Genomic DNA, 19,047 nt, shown 5'->3' with positions numbered 1-19,047 from the left:
ACGAACCACAAAGTTCGCGCTACTACCTTCGCCTGCAATGAAAAATTCCGCTAGGGTCCACTCGGCTCTTTTTGTGGTGGCCCTGATTTACGCCGCCAACTACAGTATTTCCAAAGATGTAATGCCGCAGTATATGGGGCCGTTTGGGCTGGTGCTGCTGCGGGTGGTAGGCGCGACGGTGTTTTTCGGGATTGTAAGCCGCATCGTAGCGCCGCAGGACCGCATCCAGGGCCGCGCCGATAACCTGCGGGCGGTGGCCTGCGGTATTCTGGGCATCGGGCTGAATCAGCTGCTGTTCTTCTCGGGCCTGAACCTGACGTCGCCCATCAACGCCTCGCTCATCCAGACCATTGCCCCGGTCGTGACGGTGCTGGCCTCGGCGGTGCTGCTAGGCGAAAAGCTTACTCTGCCCCGGCTGGCGGGTATAGCGCTGGCGGGCGCGGGCGCGGCCAGCATCATCCTGAGCAAAGGCCCCGTGGCGGCCGGTGGGCAGGATGGACTGCTGGGCAACGTCTACATCCTGCTCAACGCCACGGCCTTTGGGGTGTATCTGGTGCTAGTGATGCCACTCATGCGCAAGTACCACCCGTTCACGGTGCTGGCCCGCATCTTTTTGGTGGGCGCCTTCCTGGCGGTGCCGGCCGGCTGGCAGCAGGTGCAGCAACCCGACTACGCCAACTTCCCGGCCAGCATCTGGGCCGCCATTGCCTACATGGTGATTTGCCTCACGATTCTGGCCTACCTGCTCAACAACTGGGCCCTGAAATACGCCTCCCCCGCCCTGCTGGGCGCCTATATCTACCTGCAGCCGGCCCTGGCCGTACTCATTGCCGTGAGCCTCGGCAAAGACGTGCTGACTTGGGACCGGGCCTGGCAGGCGCTGCTGATTTTCGGGGGTGTGTTTCTGGTGAGCCGCAAACCCAAGCCGGCCGTGGCGGCGCAAACGGTGCCCTTGGAACCCGTGCAGGACTAGGGTAACTTGCGGGTTGATATGCGCTACGTTCTCTTCTATATGGGCCTGCTTTGGCTGATGCCCTGCCGCCCGGCGCTGGCCCAGCACCAACCCGCCCCACCCGATACCACTCAAAAGCCCTACACCTATCAGGAAACTATGCCCGTGTTTCCGGGCGGCCCGGATGCCTTGTTCCGGCTCCTGACTGACGGCCTGCAGTACCCGCCCAAAGCCCTGCGCGACGGAGTACAGGGCAAAGTGTACCTGTCGTTTGCAGTGGCGCCCACCGGCGAAGTGGCCGATATCAAGGTGAAGAAGGGCGTGCGGGCCGACTTGGACGAGGAAGCGCTACGCATGGCGCAGCGGCTGAAAGCCGTGCGCTGGCAGCCCGGCACCCAGAATAAGCAGCCGGTTCAGGTGGTCTACACCGTACCGCTCACCTTCAGCCTCACCAAAGAGCCTCCGGTGGCGGCTTCTGATTCGCTGGATGCCAACCCGGGCCCGTTCCTTGTGCTGCCAACCCGACTCTGGGGCGCTGCCGACAACAAAGTATTGCCTGCGGATAAAGGCGTGCTGTACGGCAACTGCATCCAGCGCCTTGGCTTCAGCAGCGGCGGGCTGCCCCAGTATGTGCGCGTGCTTAACCTAACTTCCGGCAAGTTCTACCGGATTCTGGTGAAGCCGGCCATGCGCAGCCGCAGCGAAAACAGCTTCTGCGTGGCACTGCCGCCCGGCCGCTACGCCCTGCAGTGGTACGAGTACTCGTATGGGCTTGATGCGCTGCGCAAACCAGGCCAGGGCCAGCTCACCGATACGCGCTACTACTTCACGCTGCAGCCAGGCCAGATGCACTACGTGGGCAAGTGGGATTTCTCGCAACAGGATGCCCCGCGCTTTCTCAACGAGAAAGCCCAACTGGACGCGCAATTTCCTCCTGACAACAAAGCGCTGTACGAAGGCGCGCGCATCAGCCTGCCGCAGTAGCCCCGCTTTTCCGCCGTGGACTCCACCGAAACCCGCAAAATCATTCACCTCGACATGGATGCGTTTTACGCCTCTGTGGAGCAGCGCGACAATCCGGCACTGCGCGGTAAGCCGGTGGCCGTGGGTGGCTCGCGGGCGCGGGGCGTAGTGGCGGCGGCCTCCTACGAGGCCCGGCAGTTTGGGGTGCGCTCGGCCATGCCCTCCAGCACGGCGCTGCGCAAGTGCCCGGAGCTGGTGTTCGTTAAGCCACGCTTCGAGGTGTACAAAGAAGTGTCAAGGCAGATCCGGGCCATCTTCGCCGAGTACACGCCGCTCATCGAGCCGCTTTCCTTGGACGAAGCCTACCTCGACGTCACCGAAAACCTGAAAGGCATCGGGCTGGCTACGCAGGTAGCGCGCGAAATCCGGGCTGAAATCCTGCGTCAAACCCAGTTAACGGCCTCGGCGGGCATCAGCTACAATAAGTTTCTGGCGAAGCTGGCCTCCGACCATCGCAAGCCCAACGGCCAGTTCGTGATTCGGCCCGAGCAGGGGCTGGCGTTTGTGGCGCAGCTGCGGGTCGGCGAGTTTCACGGTATCGGGCCGGCCACGGCGGCGCGGCTGAATCAGTTGGGCATCTTCACGGGCCTGGACCTCAGGCAGCAGGACGAGGCATTTCTGCGGCAGCATTTTGGCAAGGCGGGTGGGCACTACTACCTCATTGCCCGCGCCCAAGACCACCGCCCCGTGCGGCCCGACCGGGTGCGCAAGTCGGTGGGCTCGGAAACCACTTTTGCCGAAGACCTGCATACGCTGGAGGAGCTACTCTCGGGTCTGCAGCCCTGCCTGGATTCCGTCTGGGACCACTGCCAGCGCACCGGGTTGCTGGGCCGCACGCTCACGCTCAAGGTGAAATACGCCGACTTCCAGCAGATTACGCGCAGCCGGACCCTACTGGCACCGCTGGCCAGCAAAGCCGCGTTGGCCGCAATAAGTCAGGAGCTTATACAGGGCTGCCTACCACTACCCAAAGGCGTGCGGCTGCTGGGCGTGGCGCTTTCCAACCTCGAAACCCCAGAAGATTTTGTGGGCAAGCAGCTCACACTCGGCCTTTAGCGTGCCGCGGGCTTTCTGGCGGACGTCTTGGCGGGCTTGCTGGTAGCCGTTGGGTTTGGGGTCTTTTTCCTGGTGGCCGCTTTGCGGGCCTTGCGCCGTTTGCGGAGGCCAGCCAGCCGCTGGCGCTCCTCTTTGCGTTCAGCGCGGGCAGCCATTCGGTCGGGCAGGCGGGCCATCAGCCGCTCGCGCACGTAGCGGGCGAGGCTGGAAAGCGGCACCAGCTGCGTGGTGCGCAAAAACTGCAGCACTTCGGCGCGGCGCAAGCCACTGACGCCATGCAGGCCGCGGGCCAGCAAAAACTGTTTTACTTCCTCTAGCAGCAGCAGGCAGGCCAGTGGTGCCGGGGCCACGGTGGCGTTGTAGCGGGCGGCCCGGTGCTCCTGTAGCTCCTCCCCGATTACCACCAGCACCCCCACCCACTCGGGCAACAGCGGCAACAGCTTCGGCAGGTGCTTTTCGGTCACGACGAACGTCACGAAATCATAAACTTCGCCATAGCAGCGCAGCTGGTTGGGCACCCGCTGCAGCGTGTCGGCATCACCTTTCACCTCGTAGCCGTGCAGAAAATCGGGCGTAATGTGCACCACATCGGCGCGGGTGGTACCGGTGGGCAGCTCATCGATGTACACCCCGCCGGCTAGCCGCGGATACAGTAAAGCTCGAATTGCCGGGTCGTTCATATCCTCAGGAATCTGCCAGGGAAGCGTCGTATTGCTCCTTTATGTCGTCAATCAACCGGCCTTTGCGCAAGCTAAATTGCACAGGCCGCCGCACTCCGCCAAAAGAAAAGCCTGGCTGCAACAAGTGCAGCCAGGCTTTCAACTAACGAGACTTTCGCCTGAGCGGTTAGTCAGCGTCGGTTTTGATTTTGCGCTTCTTCTTTTTGTCTTTCACTTTAGCATCGGCGGGCAGCGTGGTAGCAGGCGCTACGCTGGTGCTCGACTGCGTTTCTACGGTAGTGGTGGTAGAAGCTGGCTGCGTGGTCGTGGTGGAGTTAATCACGCCGGGCGCAGGCTGCGTCTGGATGGTGGTACTCTGTTCGGGCTGCGTGGTGGTCGTGGTCGTGGTGTTGGTGGTCTGTGCGTTGGCAGCAGACATACCGGTTACGAGCACGGCGGCAATAGCAAGTAGCTTTTTCATGTAAACTTGATTGAAGGTGAACTACTTAAGTCAGCCGCGTGGCTGCCTTTTGAATAGCCTATAACGTAGCCTTGCTCCGTATGGTTCAGCTAAGGCTTCACTTTGCCCACTGAGCAGCTGTGTGGTTCGCACCCAAAATCCCCTGCCAAAACCAGTTGGCTGCATGTTCTTCTGCTAAAATCCCCTATCAGAAAACTAACGGATTTTGCCCACAAACCGCCTGGCAGCCTTGGGCTTTTTCTTTGATTTGGCAACGATTCGCAGGTGTTTGATACGCAAAAAGCCGAACCACTTCAGGAAGCAGTTCGGCTTTTCAGTGGCGCAGAAGCTCGCCGGTTTACTCCGGGAAATTAGGGTTGGTGCGCATGCGGGTGCGCTTGCGCTTCTCCTTCACTTTGGCCGGCTGCGGCTCAGCCACGGCCGGCGAAACCATAGTTCCCTGCTGCCCGTCGGCGCTGGGCGGGGTTGGCTTGCGCACTGAATCTGAGACAACCGGCGTGGTGGGCGTTACCGGGGGCGGGACGGTTTGCGCGGTGGCAGCCCCGGCTATTAATAGCAACAGGGCACAGGCGGCGGGCGTTTTCATGGTGATGCGGTTAAGTGAAGCTCAAACTGGCGGCAGGCAGCCAGCTTATTAATATACATAAAAATCTATGTAAACTTCACTTATCCTACCCGCTTTACTTCAGCAGCTCGTGCAGCACCGTCTGCATGGAAATAGTGCGGTTGCCAGCCTCCTGAATGATGAGCGAGCCGGGTGCATCCAGCACCGCATCCGACACTTCCACGTTGCGGCGTACGGGCAGGCAGTGCAGGAATTTGGCGTCGTCGGTGAGGGCCATGTGCTCGGGCGTGAGCATCCAGGCGGGGTCGTTCTGGAGCACTTGGCCATACTGCTGGTAGCTGCTCCAGTTTTTGGCCTGCACGTAGTTGGCCCCTTCGAGGGCTTTTTTCTGGTCGTACTCGATGCGGGCCCCTTTCGTGAATTTTGGGTCCAGTTCATAGCCCTCGGGATGGGTGATGACAAAATCCACCCAGTCGATTTCCGAGAACCAGTCGCAGAACGAGTTGGGCACGCACTGGGGCAAAGCGCGCACGTGCGGAGCCCAGGTGAGCACCACTTTCACCCGTTCCTTCCGCTTGGTTTCGGCCACCGTAATCAGGTCGGCGAAGCTTTGCAGCGGATGCAGCGTGGCGCTTTCCAGGCTGATGACGGGCACCGTGGCGTAGTGCATGATTTTCCGGAACACTTCTTCGCTGTAGTCGGCCTCCCGGTCCTTGAGCGTGGGGAAGGTGCGCACGCCCAGCACGTCGCAGTACTGGCTCATCACCGCAATAGCGTCCTTGATGTGCTCCTGGGTGCCGCCGTTCATCACCGCGCCATCGGCCATTTCCAGGGTCCAGGAGTCGGCGCCGGCGTTGAGCACCCAGGCCTGCGCGCCCAGGTTGTAGGCCGCCTTCACCGAGCTGAGCCGGGTGCGCAGACTGGGGTTGAAGAAAATGAGCCCAACGGTTTTGTTGCGCCCGACGTGCTGGTACCCGTACGGGTTGGCCTTGATTTCCAGGGCCTGCTGCAACAGGGCTTTATAGTCGCCCGCGTCGGCGAAGGAGGTGAAATTTTTCATGGGGAAGATAGTATGGAGCCTAGCGCGAGTTTCGCGCAGCGTAACTCGTGCCGACCATGCGGGTGAGGAAGCGCCTCGCAGTAGAACGAAGTTGTTGAATAAGGCGGATAACCATTATCCGCCTTGCCGCCAGTGCGGTAGTGGAGGTACGACCTCCACGTCATGGCTGGTCACGAGTTATGCTGCGCTAAACTCGCGCCAGTCGGGGGTACTTTTATTTCGTCTTATAGAAAAACCGGCTCTTTTTGAATGGGCCATTAGCTTTAGGACGATATAGCGAAATAAGACTATCATTACGAATTAGATAGTATTGTATACAGTACAATGTAGTATCGCTATTAGCACAAAAATTAACACGCCTTCTGGCAATAGGGTGTATTTTTTTAAATATATTTTTCATTCTGAATCTTATCTTTCGTCTACTCGCTATGTGCTTTTGAAATCTAAGTATCAGTGTATCATTTTGTATATCATAAATTCCGACAGCTTTTGTCTGAGGAAAGGCTACGCTGGTGCTATATCCTATTTCGGTAAATTTGTTATTTTTAAATATTATTTTATAATTAAAACAATGTGCTCCACCAGGGCACAAAGTCATATAATATGATTTATACAATTGGTTGCCTCTTTGTGGTGAAACAAGCAATAGACAAATAGAGCTGATTGATATAAGAAAACGCATGATTAGATCATCTTCAGATTTTCGACAGAAAATAATACAAAAATGTCATGCTGAGCTTGTCGAAGCATCTTTACCGCAGTGGTATATGATTACTTCTACAACGAAGCAGTAGAGATGCTTCGGCAAGCTCAGCATGACGTTCTTTTTTTTCCTCGTCCCTGACAAGCCTTACATAGCCTTATACTCGTTCCAGCTTTTGATCTTCAAATCCTTCATTTCCAGCCGGCAGAAGGCCTGGATGAAGGCTTTGGCTAGGCGGGCATTCGTCAGCAAACCAACTCCGAAATCCACGGCCGTGCGGCGGATTTTGTAGTCGTTATCCAGCTCGCCCTTCGAGAGGTTCTTGGGGATGTTGATGACTAGGTCGATTTTCTTCTCTTTGAGGTAGGTCAGCACGTTGGGCTCCTGCATTTCATCGGGCCAGAAGAGCAGGCTGCTGGGCACGCTGTTTTCGGCGAAGAAACGGTGCGTACCCTGGGTGGCGTAAATCTGGTAGCCTTTCTGCACGAGCAGCTCCACGGCCGAGAGCAGCGTGACTTTCGACTTGATGGGGCCGCCGGAAATCAGCACGGTTTTCTGCGGAATCTTGTAGCCCACACTCAGCATCGACTTCAGCAGGGCTTCCTCGGCGGTGTCGCCCAGGCAGCCTACTTCGCCGGTGCTCACCATGTCCACGCGCAGCACCGGGTCGGCGCCGGGCAGGCGGGTGAAGGAGAACTGCGGGGCCTTCACGCCCACGAAGGGCAAATCGTACACCCGCTCGCTCTCGTCGCGCGTTACGTCCTTGCCCAGCAGCACTTGGGTGGCCTTTTTGATCAGGTTGTTGCCCGACACCTTGCTCACGAACGGGAAGGAGCGCGAGGCGCGGATGTTGCACTCAATCACCCGAATTTCGCGGTTTTTCTCCAGGAACTGGATGTTGAACGGTCCGCTAATCTGGAAGCGCTTGGCAATCTTCTCGGCAATGATTTTGAGCTTGCGCACCGTGCCCACGTACACGCGCTGGGGCGGGTAGTACATGGTGGCGTCGCCGGAGTGCACACCGGCAAACTCCACGTGCTCGGAAATGGCGTAGCTCACTATTTCGCCCTTGTCGGCCACCGCGTCCAGCTCAATTTCCTTGGCCTCCTGCATAAACTCCGACACCACCACCGGGTACTCGGCGCTTACTTCCACGGCGGCTTTCAGAAACGCTTCCATTTCGAAAGCGTTGGACACCACGTTCATGGACGCCCCCGACAGCACGTAGCTCGGCCGGATGAGCACCGGGTAGCCCACTTCGTTCACGAACTTAAACATGGCGTCGAGTGAGGTGAGCTCCTTCCAGCGGGGCTGGGCAATACCCAGCTCGTCCATGATGCTGCTGAACTTGTGGCGGTTTTCGGCCTCGTCGATGCGGGCCGGCGCGGTGCCCAGGATGGGCGCGTTGGCGTCGGCCAGACGGGTGGCGAGGTTGTTCGGAATCTGGCCGCCGGTGCTCAGAATCACGCCCTCAGGCTGCTCGAACTCCAGAATGTCCATCACCCGCTCGAAGCTCAGCTCCTCGAAATACAGCCGGTCCGACACGTCGTAGTCGGTGGAAACGGTTTCGGGGTTGTAGTTGATGATGATGGTTTTGTAGCCTTCCTCGGCGGCCGTCTGCACGGCATTCACCCCGCACCAGTCAAACTCCACCGACGAGCCGATACGGTACACGCCCGAGCCCAGCACTACCACCGACTTGTCGGTTTCGGGCTCCAGGTCGTTTTCGGTGCCGTGGTAGGTGCTGTAGAGGTAGTTGGTTTTGGCCGGGAATTCGGCCGCTAGCGTGTCAATCTGCTTGATGACGGGCAGCACGCCCAAGGCCTTGCGGCGGGCGCGCACCAGCAGCTCATCGGCTTTCACGTCGCCCTCGCCCAGCAGCTTCACGGCAATCTGCTGGTCCGAGAAACCGGCCTTCTTCACGTCGCGCAGCAGCCCGGTTTCCAGGGCATCCACGCCGCTGCCGCGGCGGGCGGCCAGCTGGTTGCTCAGCTCGAAAATGGTGAGCAGGCGCTGCAGGAACCATAGGTCAATCTTGGTCAGGTCGTGGACCTGCTGGATGGTATAGCCGGCCTCGAAGGCCAGGTTGATGGCGAAGATGCGCTCCTCGTTCGGCTCGCTCAGCAGCTGGTCGATGGTGGCGTTGTCCACCTGCTCGGGCTTGTTGGCCACAAAGCCGCGCTTGCCCGTATCCAGCATGCGCAGGCCTTTCTGGATGGCTTCCTCGAACGATTTGCCAATGGCCATTACCTCGCCCACGCTCTTCATGGCCGAGCCAATCTGCCGGTTCACGCCCTCAAACTTGCCCAAATCCCAGCGCGGCAGCTTCACCACCACGTAGTCCAGGGCCGGCTCAAAAAAGGCCGAGGTGGTCTGGGTCACGCTATTTTTCAGCTCGGCCAGCGAGTAGCCCAAACTCAGCTTGGCGGCCACGAAGGCCAGCGGGTAGCCCGTGGCTTTGGAAGCCAGCGCCGAGGAGCGCGACAAACGGGCATTCACCTCAATCACGCGGTAATCCTCCGACACGGGGTCGAGGGCGTACTGAATGTTGCACTCGCCCACGATGCCGAGGTGGCGGATGGTTTTGATGCCGATGCTGCGCAGCTTGTGGTACTCCCGGTTGCTCAACGTCTGCGACGGGGCCACCACGATGCTCTCCCCGGTGTGGATACCGATGGGGTCGAAGTTCTCCATGTTGCAGACCGTGATGCAGTTATCGTAAGCATCCCGCACCACTTCGTACTCCACTTCCTTCCAGCCCTTCAGCGACTCTTCCACCAGAATCTGGTCGGAGGTGGTGAAGGATTTCTGGGCCAAAGCGCGCAATTCGTCCATGTTGTTGGCGAAGCCGCTTCCCAGCCCGCCCAGCGCAAACGCCGCCCGCACGATGATGGGGAAGCCGATTTTCTCAGCCGCCGCCAGCGCGTCGTCCATGTTGGTTACGGCCACGCTGCGGGCCGAGAGCACGCCAATCTGGTCGAGCTTCTCCTTGAAAATATCCCGGTCCTCGGTATCAATAATGGCCTGCACGGGCGTACCCAGCACCTGCACGTTGTATTTCTCAAACACCCCGGCGCGGTACAAAGCCACGGCGCAGTTCAGCGCCGTCTGACCGCCAAAGGCCACCAGAATCCCGTCGGGCTGCTCCTTCTTGATAACTTCCTCCACGAAGAAGGGCGTCACGGGCAGGAAGTACACGTCGTCGGCAATGTTGTCCGACGTCTGCACGGTGGCAATGTTGGGGTTGATGAGGATGGTGCGGATACCTTCCTCCTTCAGCGCCTTAAGGGCCTGCGAACCGGAATAATCGAACTCCCCGGCCTCGCCAATTTTCAGCGCGCCGGAACCAAGGATGAGAACTTTGTTGGGTTTGTTCATTATGTCGTGTGTGTGCAAACAGAACGTCATGCTGAGCGAAGCCGAAGCATCTCTACTGGGCAATTCGCTCAACTATTCATTGGTCGAATAGACCCTTCAACTTGTCAAGAATACTTGTTTCCTTCTTCGCCGGATGAATGTTCTTTTCATCAAAAACATCGAAATCCGACTCAAATCCATCTGCTATAATTCGGCCTGATTCGTAACGTTTTCCATGTTTGTCTACTAAATATGGAAAACAGTATAGTGTTGTCCGGTAGACATTTGGATTGAGAAATTGAAAGTCGATATGAGCTTCTGTTATGAAGGTTGATTCAAAGCCATTTGCCAGTAATTCTCTAGCAATTATGCTCTTTAACTCTCTAGCATTTAGAGTTAGTGGCTGAATGTTCAACTCTGCGGGCTCAAACGTGGCAGTCATTACATTCAATGATGCTTTTGTTAGGTTGAGTTGCCTTGCAGCATTCAATAGCCAGTCGCCCATATAACCGCAGCTATAATACCGCTCCGTCCCAAAGAAGCTCTGAGTGATATTGTGGGGAATTCCATTCAAATTTCTGCGTTTGGGCATAAGCTGTATGGTGGTTTTCAACGAAGCGGTAGAGATGCTTCGACTTCGCTGTGCTCCGCTCAGCATGACAGCCTTTTGTAATCTTCTATCGACCTTCCTTATACTCCGCCACAGCGTCCAAAAACTGGTCAAACAGAAATTCCGTATCCTGCGGGCCGCCGGCGGCTTCGGGGTGGAACTGGGTGGAGAAGAAGGGCTTGGTTTTGTGCTTGATGCCTTCGCAGGTGCCGTCGTTCAGGTTTTCGAACAGCATGTCCCACTCGGCGGGCAGCGTGGCCGTATCCACCGCGAAGCCGTGGTTCTGGCTGGTGATGTAGCTGCGCTGGGTGCCGGTGAGCTTCACGGGCTGGTTGTGGCTGCGGTGGCCGTATTTCAGCTTGAACGTGTCGCCGCCCGCAGCCAGGCCCATGAGCTGGGAGCCCAGGCAGATGCCAAAAATGGGTTTGTCCTGCGTCAGGGCGGTTTGCAGGTGGCCGATGGTGGCGGTGCACATTTTGGGGTCGCCGGGGCCGTTGCTCAGGAAGAGGCCGTCGTAGTCGAGCTGGGTGAAGTCGTAGTCCCAGGGCACCCGAATCAGCTCCACGTCGCGCTCCAAGAAGCAGCGGATGATGTTGGTTTTGGTACCGCAGTCCACCAGCACGATTTTGTGCTGGCCCGTGCCGTAGTGCTGCACGCCCTGGGGGCTCACCTGGGCCACCAGGTTTTCCAGGTTGGGGTCGTGCAGGGGCACGTCCTGCTCAGCCACAATCTTGCCGAGCATGGCCCCCTTCTCGCGCAGCTTCTTGGTGAGCATGCGGGTATCCACCCCGAAGATGCCGGGGATGTTGTACTCCGCCAGCCAGTCGCCGAGGCTCTTGGCGGCGTTCCAGTGGCTGTGCTCCTCGGAGTAGTAGTTCACCACGAGGCCGGCAATGTGAATCTTGTCCGACTCGAAAATCTTTGAAATCGACTCGTACAGCTCCTCGCCCGGCACCCCGTAGTTGCCCACCATCGGGTAGGTCAGCACCAGAATCTGCCCGGCGAAGGACGGATCGGTGAGGTTTTCGGGGTAGCCGGTCATGGCCGTGCTGAATACCACCTCGCCCGCGGCGGAGGTGAAGGCGCCGAACGACTGGCCCTGGATTTCAGTACCGTCTTCGAGGACGAGTTTTACTGTTTTGGACATTTAGGTAAGGTGAAAAAGACCTGTATTGTCAGTGAGTTTCTAACCAATAGATGACTTATCGAAAAAGCCATTGGCACTATACCAAACTTCACGCATGAAAGGCGCAATAAGCCAGCAGTTGGCTAAATCATCAGTTTCGAAAAATGACCAGTACCATATGCTCCACTCATGTAAGGAGAAATTCTCTTTTAAGATTGGCTCCAGAACTCCCCAGCATTTTGAGAATTCCACAGTTTTTTCTTGATTCTCTACCGCTTGAATAATGATTTCCATCAAGGCAAACTTCTTATCCTCGTCGGTCAAGGAGAGGTAGTGCTGAACGTATTTGTCAATATCAAGTGGATTTGCCACTTCCCATGTCCAGTCCTGCATATGCGGCTCATTGGGCAAGTTCAACTCCTTTGCCAGCTCATCAATTGCTTGCCTAGTCTCACAACGGAAAGGAGGTTTCTGAAGAAGCATATTCTAGCCTTGGTTGGAAGAATGCTGGTGGCGAAGGCTTTGGAACCTTCCGGATACAATTTCGGCTGGAACAGAACCGAATACCGGGGGTCTATTCCAGCCGAACAATGAGGTAAGCCAAACGGGAGAGAAAGAAACTAAATCAATCGGTCCCGCACCCTGCCACTTCCAAATGTCAGGCATCGGAAAGTCGGGCGGGCACAACTGCTGGAAGGAAAAGGGGGAGGCTGTTCTTTCAGGGAAAGAACCGGCCGGTTGCTGCGCAGGAGTCACCAATGGCAGCGGGCAGCTTATCAGAAGGGGAGCGTGGCTCGGTAACTTCAGGGTGCTACTCATTGGGGCTGCAAGTTAGGCCACAGGTCGTTTACTTTTTCACTTCGGCCGGAATTAATGCGTACAGCGCCTGCAAAAACCGGTCTACCTCGTCCTTAGTGATATTCAGCGGCGGCAGCAGACGTAACACCGTGGGGTCGGAGGCGTTGCCCACGAAGATGTGGTGCTCCGAGAGCAGTTGGTCGCGCAGGTCCTTGATGGGGAAGTCGTACTTGATGCCCACCATCAGGCCCCGGCCGCGGATTTCTTCGGCTCCGGCGTGGGTTTCCAGCTCCGTGCGTAGGTAGTCGCCCAGCTCGGCGGCGTGCTGCACCAGGTTTTCCTGCTCAATAACTTCCAGCACCGCCAGCGCAGCGGCGCAGGCCAAGTGGTTGCCGCCAAACGTGGTACCTAGCAGGCCGTAGGACGCCTTCAATTCGGGCGCAATCAGGATGCCGCCGATAGGGAAGCCGTTGCCCATGCCTTTGGCCACCGAAATAACGTCGGGCCGAATGCCGGCGTGCTGGTGGGCGAAGAACTTGCCGCTGCGGCCGTAGCCGCTCTGTACCTCATCGGCCAGCAGCAGCGCGCCGTACTGCTGGCACAGCGCCGCCAGCCCCTGCAGAAACTCATCGGAGGGCATGATGATGCCGCCCACGCCCTGGATGGGCTCGATGATGACCCCGCACACGTCGCCACCCTGCAGCACCTGCTCCACCGCCGCCAGGTCGTACTCCAGGAAGCTGATGTGGTGGTCGGCGTTGAAAGGCGCCACGATTTTGGCGTTGTCCGTAGCGGCTACCGCACCCGAGGTACGGCCGTGGAACGCGCCCTTGAAGGCAATGACCCGCTTCTTGCCGGTGTGGAAGGAAGCCAGCTTCAGCGCATTCTCGTTGGCCTCGGCCCCAGAGTTGCACAGAAACAGCGTGTAGTCCTCGTAGCCCGACACACGGCCCAGCTTCTCGGCCAGCTCCCGCTGAATCGGAATCTGCACCGAGTTGGAGTAGAAGCCGATGTTGCCGAGTTGCTCGGTGAGGCGCTGCACGTAGTGCGGATGCGAGTGCCCGATGCTGATAACGGCGTGCCCGCCGTAAAAATCCAGGTACTCCTGGCCCTTGTCGTCCCAGAGTTTCGCCCCCAGCGCCTTCACGGGCGTAATGTTGACGAGCGGATACACGTTGAAAAGCTCCATGGTCTTTTAGCTGTTAGCTACTAGCTGATGGCTGTTAGCTTTTTTTGAATTGTGCGAATGGTGGCAAAACTGGGCTAATAGCCAACAGCTAAAAGCTAGCAGCTTTTAGACCCAAACCCGTCGTTTCGGGCAGGCCGAAGATGAGGTTCATGTTCTGCACGGCCTGGCCGGAAGCACCTTTCACCAGGTTATCGATAACCGAGGTGATGAGCAGCTGCTTACCGAGTTTCTGCACGTGCAACAGGCACTTGTTGGTGTTGACGACCTGCTTCAGGTGCACTTCCTTGTCCGATACCGTAGTGAACGGGGCGTCCTGGTAGAACTGCTGGTACAGCGCGCGGGCCTCGTCCTGGGTCAGATCCGACGGCGTGTAGACGCTGGCGAAGATGCCCCGGGTGAAGTTGCCGCGGTACGGGATGAAGTGGATGTCCACATCCAGCTCGTGCTGCAGCTGCGCCAGGCTCTCCCCTATCTCACCCAAATGCTGGTGCGTGAAGGGCTTGTAGATAGACACGTTGTTGGTGCGCCACGAGAAATGCACCGTTTCCGAGAGGCTCTGCCCCGCGCCCGTGCTGCCCGTAATGGCCGATACGTGCACATCATCCGTGAGCTTGCCGGCCTGGGCCAGCGGCAGCAGCGCCAGCTGAATGGCCGTGGCGAAGCAGCCGGGGTTGGCAATGCTCTGGGCCTGCTGGATTTGGCCCTTGTTCAGCTCCGGCAGCCCGTACACAAACTCCCGGCCTTCAAACTCGGCGTCGACTTCCAGGCGGAAGTCGTTGCTCAGGTCGATGATGTGGGTGGTTTCGGGTAGCGGATGCTTTTCCAGCCAGGCCCGGGAGTTGCCGTGGCCCAGGCACAGAAACACCACGTCCTCGTCGCCCTGCAACTCGGCTGCAAAGCGCAGCTCCGTTTCGCCCACCAGGTCGTCGTGCACCTGGTAGATGGGGTTGCCGGCGTTGGAGGAACTCACGATGCCACCCAGCTCCACAAACTCGTGGTGCAGCAGAATCCGCAGCAGCTCCCCCGCCGTGTAGCCGGCCCCGCCGACGATGCCCGCCTTAATTTTCATCGTTGAAAGAGGAGTGAATCCGCAGCTGGTTGCTGAAGATTTTGATGAAGCCTTTCGCGTCGCGCGAGTCCCAGGCGTTGTTTTCCTCGCCGTAGGTGGCCACCTTCGACTGCATCATATCAAACGGCGACTCCACGCCCAGCAGCTCAAACTGATACGGTTTCAAGGTAACGTACACCGTCCCCGACACCCGCTCCTGCGACGATTCTAGGAACGCCTCCATGTCGCGCATCACCGGGTCGAGATACTGGGCCTCGTGCAGCAGCGTGCCGTACCAGTTGGCGATGTAGTCTTTGTGCAGCAGCTGCCAGCGGCTGGACGTGTGCTTTTCCAGCAAGTGGTGGCCTTTGATGAGAATCAGCGGCGCGGGCGCTTCAAACCCCACCCGGCCCTTAATGCCCAGAATCGTGTCGCCCACGTGCGTGTCGCGGCCAATAGCATATTGACCGGCCAGCTCGTTGAGGGCCACAATCAGGTCCACCGGCTTCATGGTTTCGCCGTTCAAGGCCACCGGCTCACCTTTTTCGAAGGTGATGCTGATTTCCTGCGGCTCGTGCTTGCTCAGCTGCGTCGGCCAGGCCGACTCGGGCAGGCCCTGGCGGGAAGTCAGGGTTTCCACGCCGCCCACGCTGGTGCCCCAGATGCCTTTGTTGATGGAGTATTTGGCTTTTTCCCAGCTCATCTCCACCCCATTCTGCTGCAGATACTCGATTTCCTGCTGGCGCGAAAGGCCCAGGTCGCGGATGGGCGTGATGATTTCGGTATCGGGCGAAATCACCGAGAAGGCCACGTCGAAGCGTACCTGGTCGTTGCCGGCGCCGGTGCTGCCGTGGGCAATGTAGTCGGCCTTGTTTTCGCGGGCGTACTCGGCCAGCGCCAGGCTCTGGAACATCCGCTCGGCACTCACGCTCAGCGGGTAGGTGTCGTTTTTGAGCACGTTGCCGGCCAGCAGGTAGCGCAGGCACTGCTGGTAGAACCGCTCGGTTACGTCAATCACCTCGTGGCGCGTGGAGCCCATTTCGTAGGCGCGCTGCTCGATGCCGGCCAGCTCCTCCTCGGAGAACCCACCCGAGTTGACAATCACCGTGTGGACTTCCAGACCCAGCTCGCGGGTCAGGTACACCACGCAATAGGACGTATCCAAGCCGCCGCTATAGGCGAGAACTACCTTTTTTTTCATGGAGTGCTGTGTAGTATTAGTGGGCCGTCATGCAGAGGCGGAGCCGAAGCATCTCGCGTGCTGAGGTTGTGGAAAAAAGAACGTCATGCTGAGCGAAGCCGGAGGCGTAGTCGAAGCATCTCTACCTCTGGCTAACTCAATCGTGAGAACGAAGCGCTAGAGATGCTTCGGCAAGCTCAGCATGACGTTCAGGTGACTACCGATTACTGCTTCTGCGCCAGAATTTCAATGGATTGCTGCGTGAAACTGTCGTCCAGCGTGTCGTACACCATGCCGGTGCAGAGGCACATTTTGCGCTGGTTTTCCATCAGGATACCGTAGTTTTTGCAGCTGGAGCAGCCCTTCCAGAAGTCGTCCGACTGCGTGAGCTCGGGGAACGTCACGGGGCGGTAGCCCAGCTCGTTATTGATCTTCATCACGGCCGCCGAAGTGGTGATACCGAAGATCTTAGCCGCCGGGTACTTGGTGCGCGACAGCTCAAACACGCGGTGCTTGATGGCGCGGCCCAGGCCTTCCTTGCGCAGCTCGGTGTTCACAATCAACCCCGAGTTCACCACGAATTTCGCGTCCTCGAAGGTTTCGATGTAGCAGAAACCCGCCAGCTGGTCATCGATGAAGGCAATGATGGCATCACCCTTTTCCATCTTCTTAATCAGATAGTTAGGATCACGCTTGGCAATGCCGACGCCGCGGGTTTTGGCGGATTCGGCGTACCATTGACAGAGGGTTTCCACATACTGCGCATCGGCAGCATCGGCGACTCGTAGGAACATGGTCAAAGCTCGGTGGGCTGCCTCAGTTTGGCAGCAGACTCGGAAAGACGAAAAGCGGGAGGGGAACGGCGCGGGCCAGGCAAAGCCTATGCTCAGGCAGAAACGCCGATAGCGACAAAAACCCAAAAAGAAGGTGGGGCCAGCAGGCCGGGGAGCGGGGTATCCCGGCGGATACCGGGCAACGTCACACGAAGGCTTACACTCGGACTACGGTCGGTTGATTCGGAAGGTGTCTCTTGGGGTGGGCTCCGGTGGGAGGACCCGGCGTCGGTTCGCGGTAGAGGCGGAACCCGGACGTACTATTGCAGCCAGCGATTAAGCTGGCATGATTCGCACGACCAGTCTAGGTCGTCGCAGAAGCGCAATAGAAGAGAGTTGAATCATGACGGGTGCCGCGGGGCGGCGAGGGAGTGTTTTCACGGTTTAAATCGTTTAAACCGCTAAATCGTTGCAAAACTAGAGGATTTTTTTCGGAAACTTTGCCGCTCCGGGAGCAAAATAAATTTCTTAACAGTGAGGCCGCCCGGTTGCGGCCGGGGCCCGATGAGCCTCATTTTGACAGCGTACGGCGCGCAATGCCGCATTTCTCCCTACTTGCATCCTATGAGCGAAGGCCTGAAAATTTTTAAAATCGGGGGCGGCATTATTGATGATGACGCCCAGCTGCAGCAGTTTCTGCGGGAGCTGGCGCGGGTGCCGGGCCGCAAGGTGCTGGTGCACGGCGGCGGTAAAGGCGCCAGCCAGATGCTGCGCGACCTGGGCCAGGAACCCCAGATGGTGCAGGGCCGCCGCATCACCGACGCGGCCACCCTCGACATCGTGACCATGTTCTACGCCGGCAAAACCAACAAGCAATTGGTGGCCGGCCTGCAGGCCGCGGGCGTGAACGCGCTGGGCTTGTCGGGGGCCGATGGCAACGCCATCCGGGCCGTGCGGCGGCCGGTGCGTGATATCGACTACGGCTTTGTGGGCGACCTGCCGGCCGACGCCGTGAACGTGCCCCTGCTGCGCCAGCTGCTGGAAACCGGCCTGCTGCCCGTATTCTGCGCCATCACCCACGACGGCGCGGGCCAGTTGCTCAACACCAACGCCGATACCATTGCCAGCGTGCTGGCCTGCGCCCTGGCCCCGCACTACGCCGTGGAGCTACACTACTGCTTTGAGAAGGACGGCGTGCTGCGCGACGTGGCCGATGACGCCTCGGTAATTCCGCAGATAACCGCCGCCGAGTACCAGCAGCTGAAGGCCGCGGGCATCATTGCGGCCGGCATGGTGCCCAAGCTGGATAACGCCTTTGCTGCCTTGGAAGCCGGCGTGGCGCGGGTAGTCATCGAGCACGCCCTGCGCATCAACGAGCCCGTAAAAACCGTGCTATGCCGGAGCTAACTGCCCTCACCCACGACGCCATCGAGCTGCTGACCCAACTGGTGCAGACGCCCTCGTTCTCGCGGGAAGAAGACCAGACGGCCGAGCTGATTTTTCGGTTTCTGGCGTTCCGGGGGGCCCGCCCCCAGCGCGACGCCAATAACGTGTGGGCCGTTTCGAAGAACTTCGACCCGGCCAAACCCACCATCCTGCTCAACTCCCACCACGACACGGTGAAGCCCGGCACATCTTGGACCGCCGACCCGTTCGGGGCCGTGGTAGAGGGCGACCGGCTAACCGGCCTGGGCAGCAACGACGCGGGGGCCTCGGCGGTGAGTCTGCTGGCCACATTCCTCTACTTCCACGAGCGGGAGAATCTGCCCTACAACCTCATCTGCGCCATTACGGCCGAGGAGGAAGTGTCGGGTGTGAACGGCATCCGCCGGCTGCTGCCGCTGCTGCCGAAAATTGACCTGGGCATCGTGGGCGAGCCAACGCAGATGGACCTTGCCGTGGCCGAAAAAGGCCTGGTAGTGCTCGACTGCGTGGCCCACGGCCGTACCGGCCACGCGGCCCGCGAGGAAGGTGAAAACTCCCTCTATAAAGCCCTCGACGACGTGCAGCGCCTGCGCGACTATCGGTTTGAGCGGGTGTCGGAGTTGCTGGGCCCGGTGAAGCTGACGGTAACGCAGTTGCAGGCCGGCACCCAGCACAACGTGGTGCCCGACCGTTGCACCTTCGTGGCCGACGTGCGCACCAACGAGCTGTACACCAACCCCGAAGTGGTGGAGCTCGTGCGCAGCCTCATCGGGGCCGAGGTGACGCCGCGCTCCACTCACCTCAACTCCTCGCGCATCCCGCTCACGCACCCGCTGGTGCAGCGCGGCGTGGCGCTGGGCCGCCGTACCTTCGGCTCCGTCACCCTCTCCGACCAGTCGATGATGCCCTTCACCACCGTCAAAATCGGCCCCGGCGACTCGGCCCGCTCCCACACCCCCGACGAGTACATCCTGCTCAGCGAAACCCGCGCCGGCGTGCAGGGGTATGTTGAGTTGCTGGACGGGCTGGAGTTGTAGCATTT

Annotated in this window: 17 protein-coding genes; 5 read left to right on the top strand and 12 right to left on the bottom strand. The window is 58.9% G+C overall.

What is annotated here, in order from left to right; all coding sequences use genetic code 11:
* The first annotated feature begins 37 nt into the window (after positions 1–37).
* From H8B14_RS07790 to dinB, 3 genes are read left to right on the top strand one after another with little or no spacing between them, the layout of a single operon-like run.
* Positions 38–973, top strand: a complete 936-nt coding sequence (locus H8B14_RS07790; RefSeq protein WP_187315049.1) for a DMT family transporter — start codon at positions 38–40, stop codon at positions 971–973.
* Positions 974–991: 18 nt separating this feature from the next.
* Positions 992–1,936, top strand: a complete 945-nt coding sequence (locus H8B14_RS07785; protein WP_187315048.1) for an energy transducer TonB — start codon at positions 992–994, stop codon at positions 1,934–1,936.
* Positions 1,937–1,951: 15 nt separating this feature from the next.
* Positions 1,952–3,031 carry a DNA polymerase IV gene (gene dinB / locus H8B14_RS07780; RefSeq protein WP_187315047.1) on the top strand — a complete coding sequence of 360 codons (1,080 nt, stop codon included), beginning with the start codon at positions 1,952–1,954 and terminating at the stop codon, positions 3,029–3,031.
* On the opposite strand, the gene H8B14_RS07775 is transcribed toward dinB, so the two are convergent.
* From H8B14_RS07775 to H8B14_RS07720, 12 genes are all read right to left on the bottom strand, one after another.
* A complete protein-coding gene (locus H8B14_RS07775; RefSeq protein WP_187315046.1) occupies positions 3,028–3,711 on the bottom strand; it encodes a sce7726 family protein in 684 nt (227 codons plus the stop codon). The two genes, dinB and H8B14_RS07775, sit on opposite strands and share 4 nt — an antisense overlap.
* A 166-nt stretch (positions 3,712–3,877) precedes the next feature.
* On the bottom strand, positions 3,878–4,171 hold the full coding sequence (locus H8B14_RS07770) for a hypothetical protein (RefSeq protein ID WP_187315045.1): 294 nt from the start codon (positions 4,169–4,171) through the stop codon (positions 3,878–3,880).
* A 337-nt stretch (positions 4,172–4,508) separates the two neighbouring features.
* Entirely contained in the window at positions 4,509–4,757 is a 249-nt protein-coding gene (locus H8B14_RS07765) for a hypothetical protein (protein WP_187315044.1), read from the bottom strand.
* 94 nt (positions 4,758–4,851) lie between these two features.
* A complete protein-coding gene (locus tag H8B14_RS07760; RefSeq protein ID WP_187315043.1) occupies positions 4,852–5,796 on the bottom strand; it encodes a Rossmann-fold NAD(P)-binding domain-containing protein in 945 nt (314 codons plus the stop codon).
* An 850-nt stretch (positions 5,797–6,646) separates the two neighbouring features.
* Positions 6,647–9,877 (bottom strand): carbamoyl-phosphate synthase (glutamine-hydrolyzing) large subunit, encoded by a 3,231-nt coding sequence (gene carB / locus H8B14_RS07755; RefSeq protein WP_187315042.1) that lies wholly within the window; start codon positions 9,875–9,877, stop codon positions 6,647–6,649.
* A gap of 76 nt (positions 9,878–9,953) precedes the next feature.
* Entirely contained in the window at positions 9,954–10,469 is a 516-nt protein-coding gene (locus H8B14_RS07750; RefSeq protein ID WP_187315041.1) for a hypothetical protein, read from the bottom strand.
* 64 nt (positions 10,470–10,533) lie between these two features.
* On the bottom strand, positions 10,534–11,613 hold the full coding sequence (carA, locus tag H8B14_RS07745) for a glutamine-hydrolyzing carbamoyl-phosphate synthase small subunit (RefSeq protein WP_187315040.1): 1,080 nt from the start codon (positions 11,611–11,613) through the stop codon (positions 10,534–10,536).
* A gap of 39 nt (positions 11,614–11,652) precedes the next feature.
* The gene (locus H8B14_RS07740; protein WP_187315039.1) at positions 11,653–12,075 is read right to left on the bottom strand and encodes a hypothetical protein; all 423 of its coding nucleotides are present in this window, start codon (positions 12,073–12,075) and stop codon (positions 11,653–11,655) included.
* A 364-nt stretch (positions 12,076–12,439) separates the two neighbouring features.
* On the bottom strand, positions 12,440–13,579 hold the full coding sequence (locus tag H8B14_RS07735) for an aspartate aminotransferase family protein (protein ID WP_187315038.1): 1,140 nt from the start codon (positions 13,577–13,579) through the stop codon (positions 12,440–12,442).
* 88 nt (positions 13,580–13,667) lie between these two features.
* Positions 13,668–14,648 carry an N-acetyl-gamma-glutamyl-phosphate reductase gene (gene argC / locus H8B14_RS07730; protein ID WP_187315037.1) on the bottom strand — a complete coding sequence of 327 codons (981 nt, stop codon included), beginning with the start codon at positions 14,646–14,648 and terminating at the stop codon, positions 13,668–13,670.
* Entirely contained in the window at positions 14,638–15,828 is a 1,191-nt protein-coding gene (argG, locus tag H8B14_RS07725; RefSeq protein WP_187315036.1) for an argininosuccinate synthase, read from the bottom strand. The genes argC and argG overlap by 11 nt, the downstream gene beginning before the upstream one ends.
* Positions 15,829–16,031: 203 nt before the next feature.
* Positions 16,032–16,601: a GNAT family N-acetyltransferase gene (locus H8B14_RS07720; protein ID WP_187315035.1), complete on the bottom strand. Its 570-nt coding sequence runs from the start codon at positions 16,599–16,601 to the stop codon at positions 16,032–16,034.
* Between the two features lie 603 nt (positions 16,602–17,204).
* On the opposite strand from H8B14_RS07720, the gene argB reads away from it, so the two are divergent.
* Positions 17,205–17,987: an acetylglutamate kinase gene (gene argB, locus H8B14_RS07715; RefSeq protein ID WP_187315034.1), complete on the top strand. Its 783-nt coding sequence runs from the start codon at positions 17,205–17,207 to the stop codon at positions 17,985–17,987.
* Positions 17,975–19,042: a M20 family metallo-hydrolase gene (locus H8B14_RS07710; protein WP_187315033.1), complete on the top strand. Its 1,068-nt coding sequence runs from the start codon at positions 17,975–17,977 to the stop codon at positions 19,040–19,042. The genes argB and H8B14_RS07710 overlap by 13 nt, the downstream gene beginning before the upstream one ends.
* The last annotated feature ends 5 nt before the right edge of the window (positions 19,043–19,047 follow it).

It is taken from the genome of Hymenobacter puniceus, assembly GCF_014333525.1.
In the GTDB taxonomy this organism is placed as follows: Bacteria; Bacteroidota; Bacteroidia; order Cytophagales; family Hymenobacteraceae; genus Hymenobacter.
This window is presented reverse-complemented; position numbering and strand designations above follow the sequence as displayed.